Raw genomic sequence first — 17,683 nt, forward strand, 5'->3', positions numbered from 1 at the left:
CAGATCGGATAGCAATCGCATTCTGGGAAAATGACAGCTTTGTCATTTTGCTGTCACGGGTTGAACAGAGAGCGCCAGGTAAAGTGGCTGATATCAACCCACATGAAAATCAGGCTTATGCGTAATTTTAAGCGTCTCACGCTCTCAATGGCGTTACTGCTGGCAGGATGTTCACTCGCCCCGGACTATCAGCGCCCGGCGCTTCCGGTACCGCAGCAGTTTTCTCTCAGTCAGAACCAACTGGTGACATCACCGACAGGTTATCAGGACAGCGGCTGGCGGCAGTTTTTTGTCGATCCGCAGGTGAAAGTGCTGATTGACGAGGCGCTGCGTAACAATCGCGATTTACGTATGGCGACGCTGAAAGTACAGGAGGCGAGGGCGCAATATCGAGTGACTGATGCCGATCGCTATCCGCAGTTGAATGCGGAAAGCAGCGGAAACTGGAGCGGGAAACTGAAAGGCGACACCCGCAGTACGCGTGAATATGAGGCCGGGCTGAACCTGAGCGTTGATCTGGATTTCTTTGGTCGGCTGAAAAACATGAGCGAAGCCGATCGACAGACCTTTTTCGCCAGCGAAGAGGCGCGCCGTGCGGTGCATATCCTGTTGGTGTCCAACGTTGCACAGAGCTGGTTCAATCAGCGTCTGGCCTTCGCGCAGCTTCAGGTGGCACAAGAAACGCTGAGCAATTATGAGCGTGCATATGCGCTGGTGGAAAAACAACTGGTCACCGGCAGTACCAACGTGCTGGCGCTGGAACAGGCGCGCGGCGTGATTGAAAGTACCCGCAGTGATATCGCGAAACGTCAGGGGGAACTGGCGCAGGCGAATAACGCGTTGCAGCTGTTACTGGGGAGCTACGCTAAGCTGCCGGACGATGCGCGACAGAATGTCTGCGATATCAACGGCGTGACGTTACCGCCATCGCTGTCATCGCAAATCCTGTTGCAGCGTCCGGACATCATGGAAGCCGAACATGCGCTGATGGCGGCAAACGCCAATATCGGCGCGGCACGGGCGGCGTTTTTCCCCTCCATCACGCTGACCAGCGGGATCTCCGGCAGCAGCAGCGATCTCTCGAGTCTGTTTTCGACGGCAAGCGGGATGTGGAATTTCATTCCGAAAGTGGAGTTACCGATCTTCAATGCCGGACGTAATCAGGCCAACCTCGATCTGGCTGAGATCCGCCAGCAGCAGTCGGTGGTCAATTATGAGCAGAAGATCCAGAACGCGTTCAAAGAGGTTGCCGACGCGCTGGCGCTACGCCAGAGCCTTACCGATCAGATTCGCGGTCAGCAGCGATACCTGACTTCGCTACAAATCACGCTTCAGCGTGCGAGAGCGCTCTATCGCAACGGAGCGGTGAGCTATATCAACGTGCTGGACGCTGAACGTTCGCTATTTGCGACGCAACAAACCCTGCTTGACCTTAATTACGCCCGACAGGTTAACGAAATTACGCTCTATACCGCGCTTGGCGGTGGTTGGCTGGAATAAACCGAAACACATCACAGGAGATTGACATGAACACAGTATGTAAAGCGGTGGTATTCGCCATTTTCTCTACGCTGGCAATTAACGCTCAGGCCAATGAACACCATCACGGCGATATGATGAGCGCCATGCCTGCCGCCGAACAAAGCCCGGCGATCAGCGCCACTGGCGTAGTAAAAAGCGTTGATACGCAAAGCAAAAAAGTCACCATTGAACATGGGCCGATCCCCGCGCTGAACTGGCCGGCAATGACCATGCGTTTTACCATCACACCGCAAACGCAGCTCAACGATATTAAACCCGGTGACAACGTGGCGTTTACATTTATCCAGCAGGGCAATCTCTCTTTATTGCAGGATATTAAAAGCCAGTAATTCTCTCTTATTTTAACGTTGAGCATGACCTCATGAAAAATATCGCGCTGATTATCGGCAGCATGATGGCGGGCGGCATTATCGCCGTGGGCGGCTACGCGTATTTCGCCGCGGCGCACCCGTCGGCGAATACACCGCCAGTCACGGAAAAAGAAGCCCGCAAGGTGCTGTTCTGGTACGACCCGATGTACCCGAATACCCGCTTCGATAAACCCGGCAAATCGCCCTTTATGGATATGGATCTGGTGCCGAAATATGCCGATGAAGAGTCTGCCAGCGCTACTGCGCCGGGCGTCCGTATCGATCCGACGCAAACGCAAAACCTCGGTGTGAAAACTGAGGCTGTGCGTCGCGGACCCCTCACTTTTGCCCAGACGTTCCCGGCCAACGTCAGCTATAACGAGTATCAGTTTGTCATTATGCAGGCGCGTGCCGCCGGATTTGTCGAGAAAGTCTGGCCGCTCACCGTGGGTGATAAGGTGAAAAAAGGCGCACCGCTGCTTGAACTCACGATCCCTGACTGGGTGGAAGCGCAGAGTGAATATCTGCTGCTGAAAGAAACTGGCGGCACGGCAACCCAGGTTGAGGGGATTCTGGAGCGGCTGCGCCTGGCCGGAATGCCGGAAACGGATATTCGACGTTTGACCGCAACGCGCAAAATTCAGACCCGCTTTATCCTTACTGCACCCATTGACGGAGTAATTACCGCCTTTGATTTACGTGCTGGCATGAACATCGCCAAAGATAACGTGGTCGCGAAAATTCAGGGGATGGATCCAGTGTGGGTAACCGCTGCGGTGCCTGAATCCATCGCGTGGCTGATTAAAGACGCGTCGCCGTTTTCGCTGACCGTTCCGGCGCGTCCGGACAAGTCCTTCACCGTTCGCAAGTGGACGCTGTTGCCCAGCGCCGACGCCACCACCCGAACGCTGCAACTGCGCCTGGAAGTCGATAACCCCGACGAAGCGCTGAAACCGGGGATGAACGCTTATCTTAATCTGAAAACGGAAAGTGAGCCGATGTTGCTGATCCCGTCTAAAGCGCTGATCGATACCGGCAGCGAGCAGCGGGTGATCACGGTGGACGGTGAAGGGCGTTTTGTCCCTAAACCCGTTTCTGTCTTCCAGGCCTCGCAGGGGGTAACGGCGATCCGTTCCGGGCTGGCTGAAGGCGAGAAGGTGGTTGCCAGCGGCCTGTTCCTGATTGATTCAGAAGCCAACATCTCGGGGGCGTTAGACCGGATGCGCACGCAGCAACCGTCGGCGATGCCCGATCCTGCGGCCCATGCGCACTGAGGAGAACGCAGATGATTGAATGGATTATTCGCCGCTCGGTCGCCAACCGTTTTCTGGTGATCATTGGCGCGCTCTTTCTCAGCGTCTGGGGGACCTGGACCATCGTTAACACGCCGGTGGATGCGCTGCCCGACCTGTCCGACGTGCAGGTGATCGTCAAAACCAGCTACCCGGGGCAGGCGCCGCAGATTGTCGAGAATCAGGTGACCTATCCGCTGACCACCACCATGCTGTCCGTACCCGGCGCAAAAACTGTGCGCGGTTTCTCGCAGTTTGGCGACTCGTATGTCTATGTCATTTTTGAAGATGGCACCGATCCGTACTGGGCGCGTTCTCGCGTGCTGGAATATCTCAACCAGGTACAGGGTAAGCTCCCGGCGGGCGTCAGCGCGGAAATGGGGCCAGACGCCACCGGCGTGGGCTGGATCTTCGAGTATGCGTTGGTCGATCGCAGCGGTAAGCACGACCTGGCGGAACTGCGTTCGTTGCAGGACTGGTTTCTGAAATATGAGTTAAAAACTATCCCGAATGTGTCGGAAGTGGCCTCCGTGGGTGGTGTGGTGAAAGAGTATCAGGTGGTGATCGACCCAATGAAACTCGCTCAGTACGGCATCAACCTGTCGGAGGTGAAAGGTGCGCTGGATGCCTCTAACCAGGAGGCGGGCGGCTCATCGGTGGAACTGTCGGAAGCAGAATACATGGTCCGCGCCAGCGGGTATCTGCAAACGCTGGATGACTTCAATCATATCGTTCTGAAGTCAGGGGAAAACGGGGTACCCGTGTACCTGCGGGATGTGGCGAGAGTGCAGACAGGCCCGGAAATGCGCCGGGGGATTGCCGAACTTAACGGCGAGGGAGAAGTGGCCGGCGGGGTGGTTATCTTGCGCTCCGGTAAAAACGCGCGTGAGGTGATCTCGGCGGTTAAAAATAAACTCGAGACGCTGAAAAGTAGTCTGCCGGAAGGCGTGGAAGTGGTGACCACCTACGATCGCAGTCAGTTGATTGACCGCGCCATCGATAACCTCAGCTATAAGCTACTGGAAGAGTTTATCGTCGTGGCGCTGGTCTGCGCACTGTTTCTCTGGCACGTGCGTTCCGCACTGGTGGCGATCATCTCGCTGCCGCTGGGATTGTGTATCGCCTTTATCGTGATGCATTTTCAGGGGCTGAACGCCAACATTATGTCGCTTGGCGGGATCGCTATCGCCGTGGGGGCGATGGTGGATGCCGCCATTGTGATGATCGAAAATGCGCATAAACGGTTGGAAGAGTGGGAACACCAGCATCCTGGCGAAGTGCCGGATAACGAAACGCGCTGGACGGTGATCACCAATGCCTCCGTAGAGGTTGGTCCGGCGCTGTTCATCAGTTTGCTGATCATCACGCTCTCTTTTATTCCCATCTTTACTCTGGAAGGGCAGGAAGGACGCCTGTTCGGGCCGCTGGCGTTCACCAAAACGTATGCGATGGCGGGGGCGGCGTTTCTGGCGATCGTGGTGATCCCGATCCTGATGGGGCTGTGGATCCGCGGGAAAATTCCGGCGGAAAGCAGCAACCCGCTTAACCGCTTTTTGATCCGTATTTACCATCCGCTACTGCTGAAAGTATTGCACTGGCCGAAAGTCACGCTGCTGGTGGCGGGGCTCTCGATCCTGACGGTGGCCTGGCCGCTGAGTAAAGTGGGGGGCGAGTTCTTACCGCAGATTAACGAAGGCGATCTGTTGTACATGCCGTCCACGCTGCCGGGAATTTCGGCGGCAGAAGCGGCAAGCATGTTACAGAAAACCGATAAGCTGATCATGACCGTACCGGAAGTCGCCAGGGTCTTTGGCAAAACCGGGAAAGCGGAAACCGCCACGGATTCGGCACCGCTGGAGATGGTGGAAACCACGATTCAGCTCAAACCGCAGGATCAGTGGCGTCCGGGAATGACGATGGAAAAAATCATCGAGGAACTGGACAACACCGTTCGTCTGCCAGGGCTGGCAAACCTGTGGGTGCCGCCGATTCGTAACCGTATTGATATGCTCTCTACCGGGATTAAGAGTCCGATTGGGATTAAAGTCTCTGGTAACGTACTGGCCGATATCGACGCGATGGCCGAGCAGATTGAAGAGGTTGCCCGCACCGTCCCTGGCGTAACATCAGCGCTCGCTGAGCGTCTGCAAGGTGGTCGCTATCTCAACATCGATATCAACCGTGAGAAAGCTGCCCGCTACGGCATGACGGTGGGGGACGTGCAGTTGTTTATTACCTCTGCCGTCGGTGGGGCGATGGTTGGGGAGACCGTTGAGGGGATTGCCCGTTATCCGATCAATCTGCGTTATCCGCAGAGCTTCCGGGACAGCCCGCAGGCGCTGCGCCAGTTACCAATCCTGACGCCGATGAAGCAACAAATTACGCTGGGGGATGTCGCCACAATCAACATCACGCCGGGGCCCTCGATGCTAAAAACGGAGAACGCACGGCCCACCAGTTGGATCTACATTGATGCGCGCGGCAGGGATATGGTCTCTGTGGTTAACGATCTGAAACAGGTAATTGCCGATAACGTTCAGTTGAAGCCCGGTACCAGCGTCGCGTTTTCTGGTCAGTTTGAATTGCTGGAGCGGGCGAACCATAAGCTGAAGCTGATGGTGCCCATGACGCTGATGATCATCTTCGTCCTGTTGTATCTGGCGTTCCGCCGGGTCGGAGAAGCGCTGCTGATCATCACCAGCGTGCCGTTTGCGCTGGTGGGCGGGATTTGGTTCCTGTACTGGATGGGATTTCATCTGTCGGTGGCGACGGGAACCGGGTTTATCGCTCTGGCGGGGGTTGCTGCGGAATTTGGCGTGGTCATGCTGATGTACCTGCGCCATGCCATTGAGGCCGATCCTTCACTGGACAACTCACAGACGTTCAGCACAGAGAAACTGGATGACGCGTTGTATCACGGGGCGGTGCTACGGGTACGACCCAAAGCGATGACCGTAGCGGTGATCATTGCCGGTCTTCTGCCGATTTTGTGGGGGACAGGAGCCGGTTCGGAAGTGATGAGTCGGATTGCTGCGCCCATGATCGGCGGTATGATTACGGCGCCGCTACTGTCACTGTTTATTATCCCTGCGGCTTATAAGTTGATGTGGATACATCGTCACCGTAAAATATCCCGTTAACATCTTCATCATCCGGCCTGCTGAAATGAAGCGGGCCGGAAAAATCATTTTAACGGTGATTTTTCATTCTTTCTGACATATTCTGCAATACTGTAAAATGCTTTTTCTGATGATAAGCGTTATCCCTTTATGAATCTCCCGTTATTGCTATTCGTTCCCTCTGATATTTAATTTTGCTGTTACCTCTCAGCGGGTTGTGCATAAAAAGCACAGCCCGCATCCTTGTGTTGCAAATAGTGTAAACATCAGTTTTATATTTCAGAATCGTGCAGTTAATCGCATTTTATTCATTTTTGTTATCAAGTTTTCGTTAAGTTCATTCTCTTTTACGCATAATGCGGGCCACTTTTACACTTCACTGAATGTTTTTACATATCAATTAATCAGTAAAAATAGTCAAAAACTTAATATCATGCGAAATATCTGAAAGGTAATCCCTTATGGTAATCAAAAAACCATCTGCGGGAGCCAGTTTTAGCCTTTTATCATTAAACACGAATGAGAAGTATCTGAAATATAAAATAAGGATTTTACTATGGGATTTGGGATGGCAAAGGACAATAAATTTGAGATCGTGGCCATTATTCGCGAAGAGCTTCTCAGAAAAACGAAGGTAGAACTGAAATTTAAAGACGCCAGCGTGGTCACTCAATTAGAAAAGGTTGACTTCGACTACTTCGTGATTACCAACAACAGCGACATCCCACACTCTTCTATCCAGTCTTTTATCTTGCACAGCGACAGCGGCATTATCCGGTTCAATGCCCGGTTCAGTCAGTCGCTGACCGATAAACTGGAGTGCGGACTGGCGTATCGCATACCTGAAGTGATCTTATTGGTTCAGCGCCGCCAGCATCAGCGTTTCTCCTTTTTAAAGGGGTATCATTTCTACTGTTCTGGACGCTATAAAAATGGTGAGAATTACTTGCTGCAGATTAAGAATATCTCTCGCGGCGGTTGCGCGCTGATCTCACAGAAAATAAACACCCGCTTTCTTTATAAAAATGCGCTGATTAAAGGGGCATCTCTGGATTTTGAACAGTTTGGTCGTTTGCATTGCGATCTCCGGGTCGTCAACGTTGTTGCTATCAACGAATTTGATGAAAACAATCAGCTTTATTCCTGTCAGCAGATCTCCTGCAAATTCGAATTCAAACATCCACGCGACGCGTTGGATGTCGAAAAGGTCATTATTCATTTTTTGATGAGTAATAAATTAAAAAGTTTATAAAGGAAGGTGAACTTTATGTTGATGTGTGGAAATGAAGATTTTGTCGGTAGCAGTGTCTCAACGTATTTAAAAAGTAAAAATGCTGAGGTGACGGATGTCCCCTGGCAGGTGATGGTAGATTACTCTGCACGCTATCGCCATCGGATGATGATTTTTAATATCATCAGCCACGAACAGTCCTACGCTGATTTTGTCAGCTATTTAAATAAGAATCGCTTTAAAGTTTACGATAATGCCGTGGTGGTGATTGCCGATGACCGTCTGGCGAAATTGTGCATTGAGTTACTGTATGTCGAAAAAGTGATTGTGCTGACCGATAAATCACCGCTGCGTGATTTTGGCCGACTGACGACCCTGACGGGGGAGTGCTGGAATCCCCGCTTATTCCGTTCACAAAAACGGCTGAGCGATCGTGAACAGCAAATCCTCAGTTTGCTGGTGAGTGGATATTCACCAAATGAAATCTCGGATCTGATCAGTGTGAGCTATAAAACGATACAGACGCATAAAATGCGAATCATCACGAAGCTGGGTCTGGCCCATTCGACTGAACTGAATAAACTGATTGTCAGATTCAACCATCCGTTCTCTTTTTTATCCTGAGTTTGTCATCAGCCTGATGGCGCTTCGCTTATCAGGCCTACAGCTGTCCTGAACAACGTAGGCCAGGTGAGGCATTGCCTTCACCCGGCCTGATCCCCTCAGCGGTTGTCAGAATGACTTTTTAAAGCCAATGGAGGCATTCACTGGCGCTTCCACCTGCGATTTATGCCCGCCGTTGTTGAACTGCGTTCCCAGTTCGCCGTACACCTGCAGATCGCGGTCGATGCTCCAGCTCAGACCTGCGGCCACTTCGGTACTGGAGTACTGCTGCGAAGATTCCAGCGTTGTGGTGGCAACCGCATTGCTGAAGTGGGTTTTGTCTTTTGACCCCAGTCCCTGCCACAGGTTGACGCGACCATATGGCTGAATCTTACCGTGACGGGTGTCATAGTCAGCTTTCAGTCGCAGCCCGACACGGACGGTAAAGGCATCGGCAGTATCGAGTCTGACCTTCGTCTTCGTCGCGCCGCCCAGCGTGCTGTCATCAAAATCGCTGTACTGATAGATCAGCTGTGCCTGGGGTTCCAGACTCCATGCGCTTGCTCCTAAGCGGAACGCTTTGCCGATCTCCGTCGAGGCGGTCAGCGTATGGCCTTTCACGGTATGGGAACCCTTGTTTCCGGATGCCGACAGGCGAGCGTCATGGTTACCGTATTGCAGGACGTTATCCACATACATGCCATCGGTGGAGAACCAGGTAGCATAACCGCCCAGGTAAAACGCGTTGTCATCGATGTTACCGCCTTTACCCGCGCTACCCGCGTGGCTGCCTTTGACGCTGCTGTCGATATCCAGAATGCTGGTGTAGACACCGGCTTTCCAGCTGGTATCCGCGTAAAGGTCAACCCCTGCCTGAATCCCCATCGTGTGGCTGGTGGTCTGCGTGCCGGTGATGTCGTCCAGTTTGGTTTTAGCGGAGTAGCCAATCATTCTCGCCCATGCACGATGGTCTTCATCGAGACCCGGTCGTACGTCGTCCCCCATTCGCTGGTGCATATTGCCTAACAGGCTCAGGTCGCCCTGACGCACTACGCTGGCGAGACCGGAGTAGAGCATGGTTTCCGGGCGGTATTCACTGCGCAGGTACCAGTTTTCGCCCAGGCCTTTCGCGTTGCCGGCATACAACTGGTATTCAAACGCCCCGGCAGACATCCGGTTATTCGCCAGATAGAAGCCGTCACGCGTGGATTGTGCCGTGGTGGTGGCGCCGTTTTTCGCCGTCACCACTTCGATCCCGTCTCCCACCGTCGGCGCACCCAGCCCTGAACCGTCTACTTTCAGCAGCGTGCTACCGCTGACCTTACCGCCATCGATCACCAGTCGGTCCGCAATGCCCTGACCGCCGCTGTTCTGCGCTGCGGCTAATTCAAGCGTCCCGTTTTTGCCGCTGTAATCGCCTTTCACCGTCAACGCGGAACCGATCGCCGCCCCCGTCAGCGACACATTGCCGCCGTTGGTTAATCCGGCGATCGTCTGGTCGTAGCCTTGCGTTTTCAGCGTGGTTTCGCTCGCCACAATGTGATGGGACGCTGCGCTCAACGTATTGGCGCCACCGGCCTGCAGAACCCCGTTGGCGACAAGCGTTGCGCCTTTGTAGCTGTTCGCGCCTTCCAGCGTGGTGATGCCGCTACCGGTGTGGTGGAGCTGTCCTTCGCCGCTGATATTGCCGCTCAGGGTGTAGCTGTTGCAGCGTTTCACATCCAGTATGCCGTCAGCGATGATATCGCCCTGTACGCTGCCGATCTCACCGCCATTACCCAACTGCAACGTGCCCTGCACGACGTGGGTGCCGCCAGTGTAGGAGGTGTCGAGCGTGAGCATGAGCGTACCCTGACCGGTTTTCGTTAACTGTCCGCTGCCTTCAACGTCGGTCAATAGTTCGACGTTGAAGCCGTTGGTGTCGAAGGTCCCGCCGCCGGATTCCAGCGTCACCTGGCGGGCGGTATTAAACGCATCGCCATACTTCAGCGTGCCGCCGTTAAAGGTGATCCCGGTATTGGCTGCGCCGAGGTTTTTATCGCCGGAAACCTGTAGTGTCCCTGCCGTAATCGTTGTACCGCCGCTGTAGCTGTTCTCGCCGGTCAGGATCAGCGTGCCGAGGTCGCTCTTATTGACGCCACCGGAGCCGCGGATCTCACTGTCGATGGTGGCGATATACCCTGCGCCATCGATGGTGCCGTCGCCGACGCGAATCAGCGTATTGGCGGTGTTGGTGGTGATGGCATCGCCCGCTACGCGGTAGCCATCGGTGGCAAACTGCGCGCCGCTGATGATCACATCGCCCAGACTGTTATCCACGGTGACATTGCCTGCCACCCCCTGGAAAACGGCGAACGCGGCATCGGTGAACGGGGCGTTCAGCGCGCCTTCTGGCGTGGATTCATCGGTGGTCCAGTTATCGTTGCCGTGGCTGGATTGCCAGATACCATCGCCGCCGTTGATCACGCCGTTGTTTTTCAGTTCACCATTCTCACCGCCGGTGCCGTCCCAGAAGCGCAGGGTCAGACCGCCGTGGTTCACCAGATTGACCTGATTGTTAACCGATGTCTGCACGTACAGACTGTCTGCCGCCGTTGGGGCGTTGGCAATGTCCATCACGTTGTTGGTCAGCGTGCCGGAGTAGTTAATGACGCGATAGACGCCAACATCAAAGCTGCCGCCGGGTGAGGTTTCAATGTTGAGCTTGCCGTCGAGTACCAGATCGCCGTTGACGTTAATCAGGTCGTTGAAGGCACCGCCCGGGGTATATGCCTGGCCAAACTGATAATCCAGTTGCGACAGGTCATTCAGCGTCAGAGCGCCGGTGGTCAGTTTGCCGACGCTGTTCAGTGTGGAACCGGCGGTAATATGGCCGTTATCCGCAACATTTACCGCGCCGCCAATAATGCCGTTGCCACCCAGCGTCGCGCCTGCCTTGACCGTTACGTCACCGGTCGCCGCCGCCTGATTGCCGTTGACCAGCAGTACGCCCTCATCGACCGATGTGGTGCCGGTCCAGGTGTTGTCACCGGTTAAGGTCAGTATGCCGTCGCCGATTTTCACCAGATTGCCGCTGTCACCGCTGATGATGCCGCTGATGGTGTCGTTGAGACCCAGATTACCGAGGGAGAGGGTTTTATCGCCCAGCTCAACGTTACCCGCGCCGGACAGCGAACCGACGGATGTCGCGCTGTCGACATGGCTGATATCCACTCTACCGGTGGAGAGGTTTTTCACCGTGGTCATTTCCGCCAGTGCGCGATCGGCAAAGGACATCAGCCCGCTGTTGGTGACCGTTGCGCTGCCGCCGCTGGCATCCTCTTCCAGCGCCAGTGTGCTCGTTTCTGAAACGTTAATCGTGGATTGTCCGGCTGTTGCATTGCCTGCAATCAGCGCCTTTGCGGTGCCGTTCAGATTCAGCGTCGCGTCGGCGGCAGTGACCGTGTCTTTTAGCGTTAACAGGCTGTCGGTAATCTCCATCGTCAGGGATTGCAGACTGGTTGCCGCGCCGCTGACGTTCAGCGCCGCGCCTTTCGTTACGCTCACCGTGCTGCTGGCATTGCTACCAAATGTTCCCGTCTGGCTGGCATTGACCGTAACGTTGTGAGCTTGTCCGGTACCTTCAATCAGCGTCGTACCCTGATAGCGGTTTGCCCGATCGAGCGACAGCGTGCTGGCCGCATCATGGGTACTGCTGGTGACTTTCAGGTTACCCGCGCCCGTGATATCGCCGACAGGGGAGAAGTGGTGCGAATTCAGATCGAACACCGCATCCGCGCCAGACGTCCCCAGGGTGAGGGTGCGCTGAGTGGTGAAATCCGCGCCCAGCTGGAACGTTGAGCCGTTGTTGATAGTGACGCCGGTTCCGGACTGGCCCAGGTTGTTATCCGCCGAGATTTGCAGCGTACCGCCGTCTATGCGCGTGCCGCCATGATAGGTATTATCACCGCTCAGGATCAGACGCCCCTGGTCAGTCTTGACCAGCGTCAGGCTATCCGTACTGTCGCCTTCGCGGATCGTCGATTCGATCGTTGCGGTGAAGTTTTCGCCTGCGCCACCAGCACCGACGCGGAGCATCAGCTCATTGCTGCCTGCGGTGGTCTCCCATGCGTTCAGCGCATCGCCTTTGATGACATAGCCGTCCGCGTCAAACTGCGCGCCGGAAAACTGAACGTTGCCTGCGCTCTGATCGACCTCGACCGTACCGGCGTTGCCGGTAAAAACCGCGAAGGCTTTTTGCGCCCACGGCGCGTTGCCGATACCGTCCTGCTGCGTCCAGTTGTTATCGCCCAGGCTGCCGATAGCCATCCATTTGCCATCGCCACCATCGATTTTACCGTTGCCTTCAATCCCGGTTTTACCGTGGTTTTCACCCGTCTGCGCGCCGTCCCAGAACTGCAGCGTGACGCCGTTGGCGTTAACCAGGTTGACCTGCTTATCCAGCACCGTCTGGACGAAAATATTGCGCTTATCCTGACCCGCCGGAACGTCGCCTAATTCCAGCGTCTGGTTGTCGAGGGTGCCGCCGTAGTTATAGAGACGGTAGACGCCTGGGCCAAACGTGCCGCCTGTGCTTTGGCTGACGTTCAGCGTGCCATCGAGCAGTAGATTGCCGGTGACATCGACCAGATCGTTTTGTGCGCCACCGGGCACGAAGGCTTCTCCCAGTTCAAACGCGGAGGTGGTTTTGCTGCCCAGTTGCAGACTTCCGTTGATCTTCAGCGTCCCCGCGCCGCCGTCGCCTGCGCTAAGAGTGGTGGCGTCATTCATCACGACGTCACCGCCGAGGGTGCCGGTGCCGCCCAGGGTTGCAATGCCGTTCACGGTTGTCATGCCCGTCGCGGCAGACTGATCGCCATTGACCAGCAGTGTGCCGTTGTCGACGGTAGTCACTCCTTTATAACTGTTGGCGCCGGTTAAACGGGTAATACCTTTACCGATTTGCTCCAGCGCGCCGATACCGGAAATCACCCCGTTAAGCAGGACGTTATTGCTGTGATTCACGGTCAGAATACCGTCATCAATGATCTGCGAAACCGGGTTGATACCGCCCGTTGTACCGCCCTGACCAAGATGTAAAATCCCGCCCTGTTTGATCGTCGTAGAACCGCTGTAGCTATTGTCAGTGGTGAACACCGTCGTGCCACCCGTTGCGCGGACAAAGTTGCCGCTACCGCTGATGGTGCCCTGATAAATCTGGCTGTCAGCGTCATTGCCCTGCGTATCAAAGATGATGTTGCTGGCTATACCGCTGGTGGTAATGCTGTAGTTGCCAATGGTCGCGCCGGTATTACTGGCATCGCGATGGTCGCCTGTGCGCAGCGTCGCGCCATCGTTAACAGCCAGGGTGCCGTCAGCCAGCGTCAGGCTATCCACAATGCGCATATCTGCCTGTGCGCCCGTCAGCGTTAAGGTATTCCAGCCGCTGCCGATGTGGGTTCCCAGACTGAGATCATCCGCCAGCAGCGTACCGATATTACCCCGTGTGTTTGTGAAGGTGAGGGCATTACCCGTACCGGCGAGCGTGGTGATGTGACGCGTGTTCGCCAGCGATACGTTGCCGATGTTGGCTTTGTTGTTGGTTGTCCCGGCGAAGTTCACCTCCCCGGAGAACGTTCCGCTGTTCCAGATAAAACGATCGCTACCGGCGCCAGTATTGATGACGCCGCGCGTATTGCCGCCGCTGATGTTGATGGTGTCACTGCCGTTACCGGACTGAATCGCGACATCCCTGTCGGTGGCCGCGAGGACAGTCCCGGTGTTGGTGATGGTTTTGCTGCTGTCGCCACTGGCATTCACCACCGGACCGTTCACGCTATTGGAGGTGACTTTGCCACTGTTGGTGATGGCGGAAACGTCTTTTGCCAGAATCGCTGAACCGCCCGTCGCGTCCTGAATGGTAATATCGGCGCGGGTGGTCAGTCTGCCGTTGGTGCGGGCATCAATCCCGTTCCCTGTGGCGTTTCCGGCATCGTTGTGTACCAGCACCGTATAACCGGTGCCGATAGTCAGATCGCCGGTCGCGTTGTCGCCGTTCTCTTTCATGAAGGCAAAGCCTGAACCCGCACCGGTGACGTTGAGTAGATTATCGGCGCCGTCTTTCACGTTCAGCGCCACGCTGGTGCGGATCCCCGGACCGTCGTTGGCGTTAATCGTGACGTTGTTCAGCGTGATATCCGAACTTTCGGCATGGTTTTGAATCCCTGCGCCGCTGCCCAATGCGCTGATGGTGACGCCTTTGGCGGTCAGCGACCCCGCACCAACGGCAAGGCGAATTCCATCCGCCGTGCCGTTGGTCGTAATGGTATCGGCTACTCCACCGGTTCCCGTCGTGATATTCAGCGTTGCGCCATTGGTCAGCAGCACGCCTGCGGTACCGTCATCGACCACAATGGCGCCCAGCTTTTTGATCTGCGCATCTTTGCCAGAGGCGCGAACGCCAATCCCATTGCTGACATGCAATGCCTGGGATGCGTTGTTGGTTAACCGTCCTCCTTCCTGCACGTCGACACCGATACTGTCTTTACTGGCGAGATCGATAACCGCGTCCTGTTGCAGAACAATGTTGCCTAGATTCTTCGCCACATAGGCGATGACGTTCAGCCCGGTATCCAGGGATTTAATAATGGCGCTGGAGTTAAGAATGGTTTCGACAGGGGTGCCCTGTTTATTACCGTTCAACTGGTGCGCCTGACCATCGACAATCCCGGCGGTGGTATTTGATCCGGTCAGTTCAATAAGAGTCTTATCGCTGATGGTGCCTTCTGCGCCCCCTTCGAGCAGCAGCGCCGCCGCGCCGTCGCCGCTTACCGTAAATGTCGCTTCACCCGTATCCACGGTGCTGCCTTTACCGGTCGCAAAGACGCCAATCGATTTTTCGCCCGTTAAGGTCATCTCGAGTTTAGATGGCTGGAGCGTCAACGGGTCGAACGTATTGCCGGCAAAGTTTGCACCATTAGCAATGCGGAACAACGTGGTGCGCGCCTGACCGTTATCGTTCATCACGGCTTCGCCGATATTGGCGGTCGCACCTTTGCCGTACAGATAGTAGCCAATTTGATCGCTATTTTTGAATAGCGGACTGCTGGTACTGTTAACGTTAGCCACCGCATTATCGCGGACATGAACGCCAATATTGCCGACTTCTTTGAGTGTGATCGAAGAAGACACGTCAACGGAGGCCTGAGCAGTGTTACTCCCTTCTGCCCAGATTGCATAGTTACGGTTCGACGTGCCACCGTCGCCCGCGACCGTGATTGCCCCTGTATTGCTGGACGTCACATGCGCGTTCTTCGAACTGGCGGTAAGATGGATACCGATGTTGTTGTGGCCGTTGACGTTAATCTCGCCGTCGTTACGGATCTGCTGGCCGTTTTCGCTGCCGCTGTCGCGCACGGAAATACCGAAGTTATGGCTGGTGCCGGATGACGAGTCGCCATTGAGGGTGATTTTACCGGTGTTGGTCACATTCCCGGTGGCGTTGCCGACCAGGATCCCCGCCGCGTTACGTACGCCTGTTCCAAGGGTGATTGTCCCGTCATTGGTGACATCGCCTGAACTTCGGGTCAGGATCCCGGCGCTGGGGCTGGCGCCACCTGCCATATCGACATCCTGTGTGAGATCGTTAGCGTTACGCCCAAGAGAGATGGCGGCATCAAGGGTGTTTGTGAAGGTGGCCTCACCGGACACTTCAACGCCGTAAGCCGTTCCCTTACCAAATGAGCCGCCGTTACTGCGCCCGTCCACGACGTTAATCTCACCCCTGTTGGTCCCGCTGGTTTGATCGGACAACTGCATACCGATAGCGAGCGTCAGAGAACTGTCCGGTTTATCCGTTGACCACGGATCGGCCGCCGCCGCCGTACCGTAGTTGTTGGTCGTGATGGCCTGGTTAATGGTCCCTTCGTTCACGACGGTGCTGTTTCCCAGCCCCTGCATACCGTAGGCACCGTAACTGTTGACCTTCCGATTCCCATCCTTATCGATAAACAAACCGGAGTTGATCGTGCCGTGGTTAATGGCGCTGGCATCACTGGCCAACATGCCAATCGCCAGCCCCTGTCCGGTAGACGTTCGCAGCACGTTCAGGGCGCCTTCATTAACGACAGAACCACCGCCATCGGCCTTCATTGCCCCATTGATACTGCCATCGACAGCCAGAGTCGCGCCCGCAACCAATGTACCGGTGGTGCCTAGTCCGTTAGCATAGATGGCATGCAGTTCCCCAGTGGCCGCTGTGGTGTTATTGGTGTGCGCCTGTCCGTCAGTCCAGACATCGTAATCCCAGGTCAGCAGGTCGGCATTGGTGCTGGAGGTCAGCAGTTGGTTGATCAGGCTCGCGTAGTAGGTCTGTGCGTCAGAAACTTTACTGATAGCGCCAGAATCCAGCCATAGCTGGATCTGGCTGATATCTTGCCCGTCGGGTGTTTTGGCGCTCTCACTGCCGGCGCCAATCAGCCAGTTGTTGAAATTCGCCAGATCCGCCGTGTTTTTGATGGAAAAGGTGCGGTTACCCGTTTCAACGACATTCCCCTCTTCGTCGTAGCCGTAGGTCATTAAGGTAATGTCTTTGCCAAATACGGTGGTCTGTTTCGAACCCGCAAAGGTTTTGCTCGGAACGACTGGTGCAGCACCAAACTGGATATAGTTATCGGATTGCCAGTTAACCTTGCTGTTCAGGTCTTGCGCTTTGAGCAGAGAAGAGTCTTTTGCCAGCAGACGAACAGCATTTTCTCTTACGTTCAGTGAATGATCGCCAATATTGAGATTGGCGGTTGCGCCATCTTTGGCAAGGGCAAAGCCAAACTGCTTATAGATTTGCGACACATTGGCATCAAACGTGTTAAGCACTGCATCGCCAATCTGCGAAACGCTAATAAAGTTTGCCAGGCTTGTGGTATCAAACACCTTCAGTGTGGAGGTTGTTTCGGGATCGGCCGGGTCAATCACCTGAAATTCCACGCTTTGCTGCGGCGTAGACGACTGTGTATGGCTCAGGTATTCCGCCAGTTCTTCAATTGTGGTGATAGGTTTTGGTTCGTGGTCGAGGTTGGTCGCGGTAATAATAATTTTGCCGTTTTCCAACAGATCCCGGATGGTAGACGATTCCACAATGCCGGTCTGTCCGTAGGCGATGTTGGGGATCGCGCCGGTGATATTCAGTTCACTGGCGTTGTTTTTGTTTTCATATAAAAAACCGTAGTTGAATACGTCCTGATGAACGCCGGCGGAGATGACATTCGGGTAATCCACGGTAATATCGCGTGTGCCATCGGTCACGATCGGTATGGCGGCGGCCGTGAAAGAAACGCCAGCAACTAAACCGGAAACAACACGCAGTCCTGTTTTACGCGAGCTGCTTTTTTTCTTCCCTTTTGATAATTCGGAGGCGACAACCCAAAGCCCGAGTGTCGCATTCCATATGATGTTGTAAACCTTATTCATAATAACCTCGTCTGCATTTCTGTTTTTAGTTGGTTGACACGTTGCGTTTGTGGTTAGGGGTGGCTCACGATGAGTTGGCCTGGGTTGTCAAATTTCGAAAAC

At 55.0% G+C, this 17,683-nt stretch carries 7 protein-coding genes; 6 read left to right on the forward strand and 1 reads right to left on the reverse strand.

Annotation, left to right across the window (positions count from 1 at the left end):
* Positions 1-117 precede the first annotated feature (117 nt).
* The 6 genes from HVZ37_RS06275 (at position 118) to HVZ37_RS06300 (ending at position 8,158) form a co-directional block, all read left to right on the forward strand.
* The gene (locus HVZ37_RS06275; RefSeq protein ID WP_181628226.1) at positions 118-1,500 is read left to right on the forward strand and encodes an efflux transporter outer membrane subunit; all 1,383 of its coding nucleotides are present in this window, start codon (positions 118-120) and stop codon (positions 1,498-1,500) included.
* Between the two features lie 26 nt (positions 1,501-1,526).
* A complete protein-coding gene (gene cusF / locus HVZ37_RS06280) occupies positions 1,527-1,871 on the forward strand; it encodes a cation efflux system protein CusF (protein WP_044256696.1) in 345 nt (114 codons plus the stop codon).
* A 32-nt stretch (positions 1,872-1,903) separates the two neighbouring features.
* Positions 1,904-3,166 (forward strand): efflux RND transporter periplasmic adaptor subunit, encoded by a 1,263-nt coding sequence (locus HVZ37_RS06285; RefSeq protein WP_044269016.1) that lies wholly within the window; start codon positions 1,904-1,906, stop codon positions 3,164-3,166.
* An 11-nt stretch (positions 3,167-3,177) separates the two neighbouring features.
* Entirely contained in the window at positions 3,178-6,324 is a 3,147-nt protein-coding gene (locus HVZ37_RS06290) for a CusA/CzcA family heavy metal efflux RND transporter (protein WP_181628227.1), read from the forward strand.
* Between the two features lie 535 nt (positions 6,325-6,859).
* Positions 6,860-7,555, forward strand: a complete 696-nt coding sequence (locus HVZ37_RS06295; RefSeq protein ID WP_044256689.1) for a PilZ domain-containing protein — start codon at positions 6,860-6,862, stop codon at positions 7,553-7,555.
* 15 nt (positions 7,556-7,570) lie between these two features.
* On the forward strand, positions 7,571-8,158 hold the full coding sequence (locus tag HVZ37_RS06300) for a LuxR family transcriptional regulator (protein ID WP_044269019.1): 588 nt from the start codon (positions 7,571-7,573) through the stop codon (positions 8,156-8,158).
* A gap of 108 nt (positions 8,159-8,266) precedes the next feature.
* Here HVZ37_RS06300 and HVZ37_RS06305 read toward each other — a convergent pair whose 3' ends face one another.
* Positions 8,267-17,581 (reverse strand): autotransporter outer membrane beta-barrel domain-containing protein, encoded by a 9,315-nt coding sequence (locus tag HVZ37_RS06305; protein WP_181628228.1) that lies wholly within the window; start codon positions 17,579-17,581, stop codon positions 8,267-8,269.
* Positions 17,582-17,683 lie beyond the last annotated feature (102 nt).

The sequence above is a fragment of the Citrobacter sp. RHB35-C17 genome (assembly GCF_013816795.1).
Lineage (GTDB): Bacteria > Pseudomonadota > Gammaproteobacteria > Enterobacterales > Enterobacteriaceae > Citrobacter_A > Citrobacter_A amalonaticus.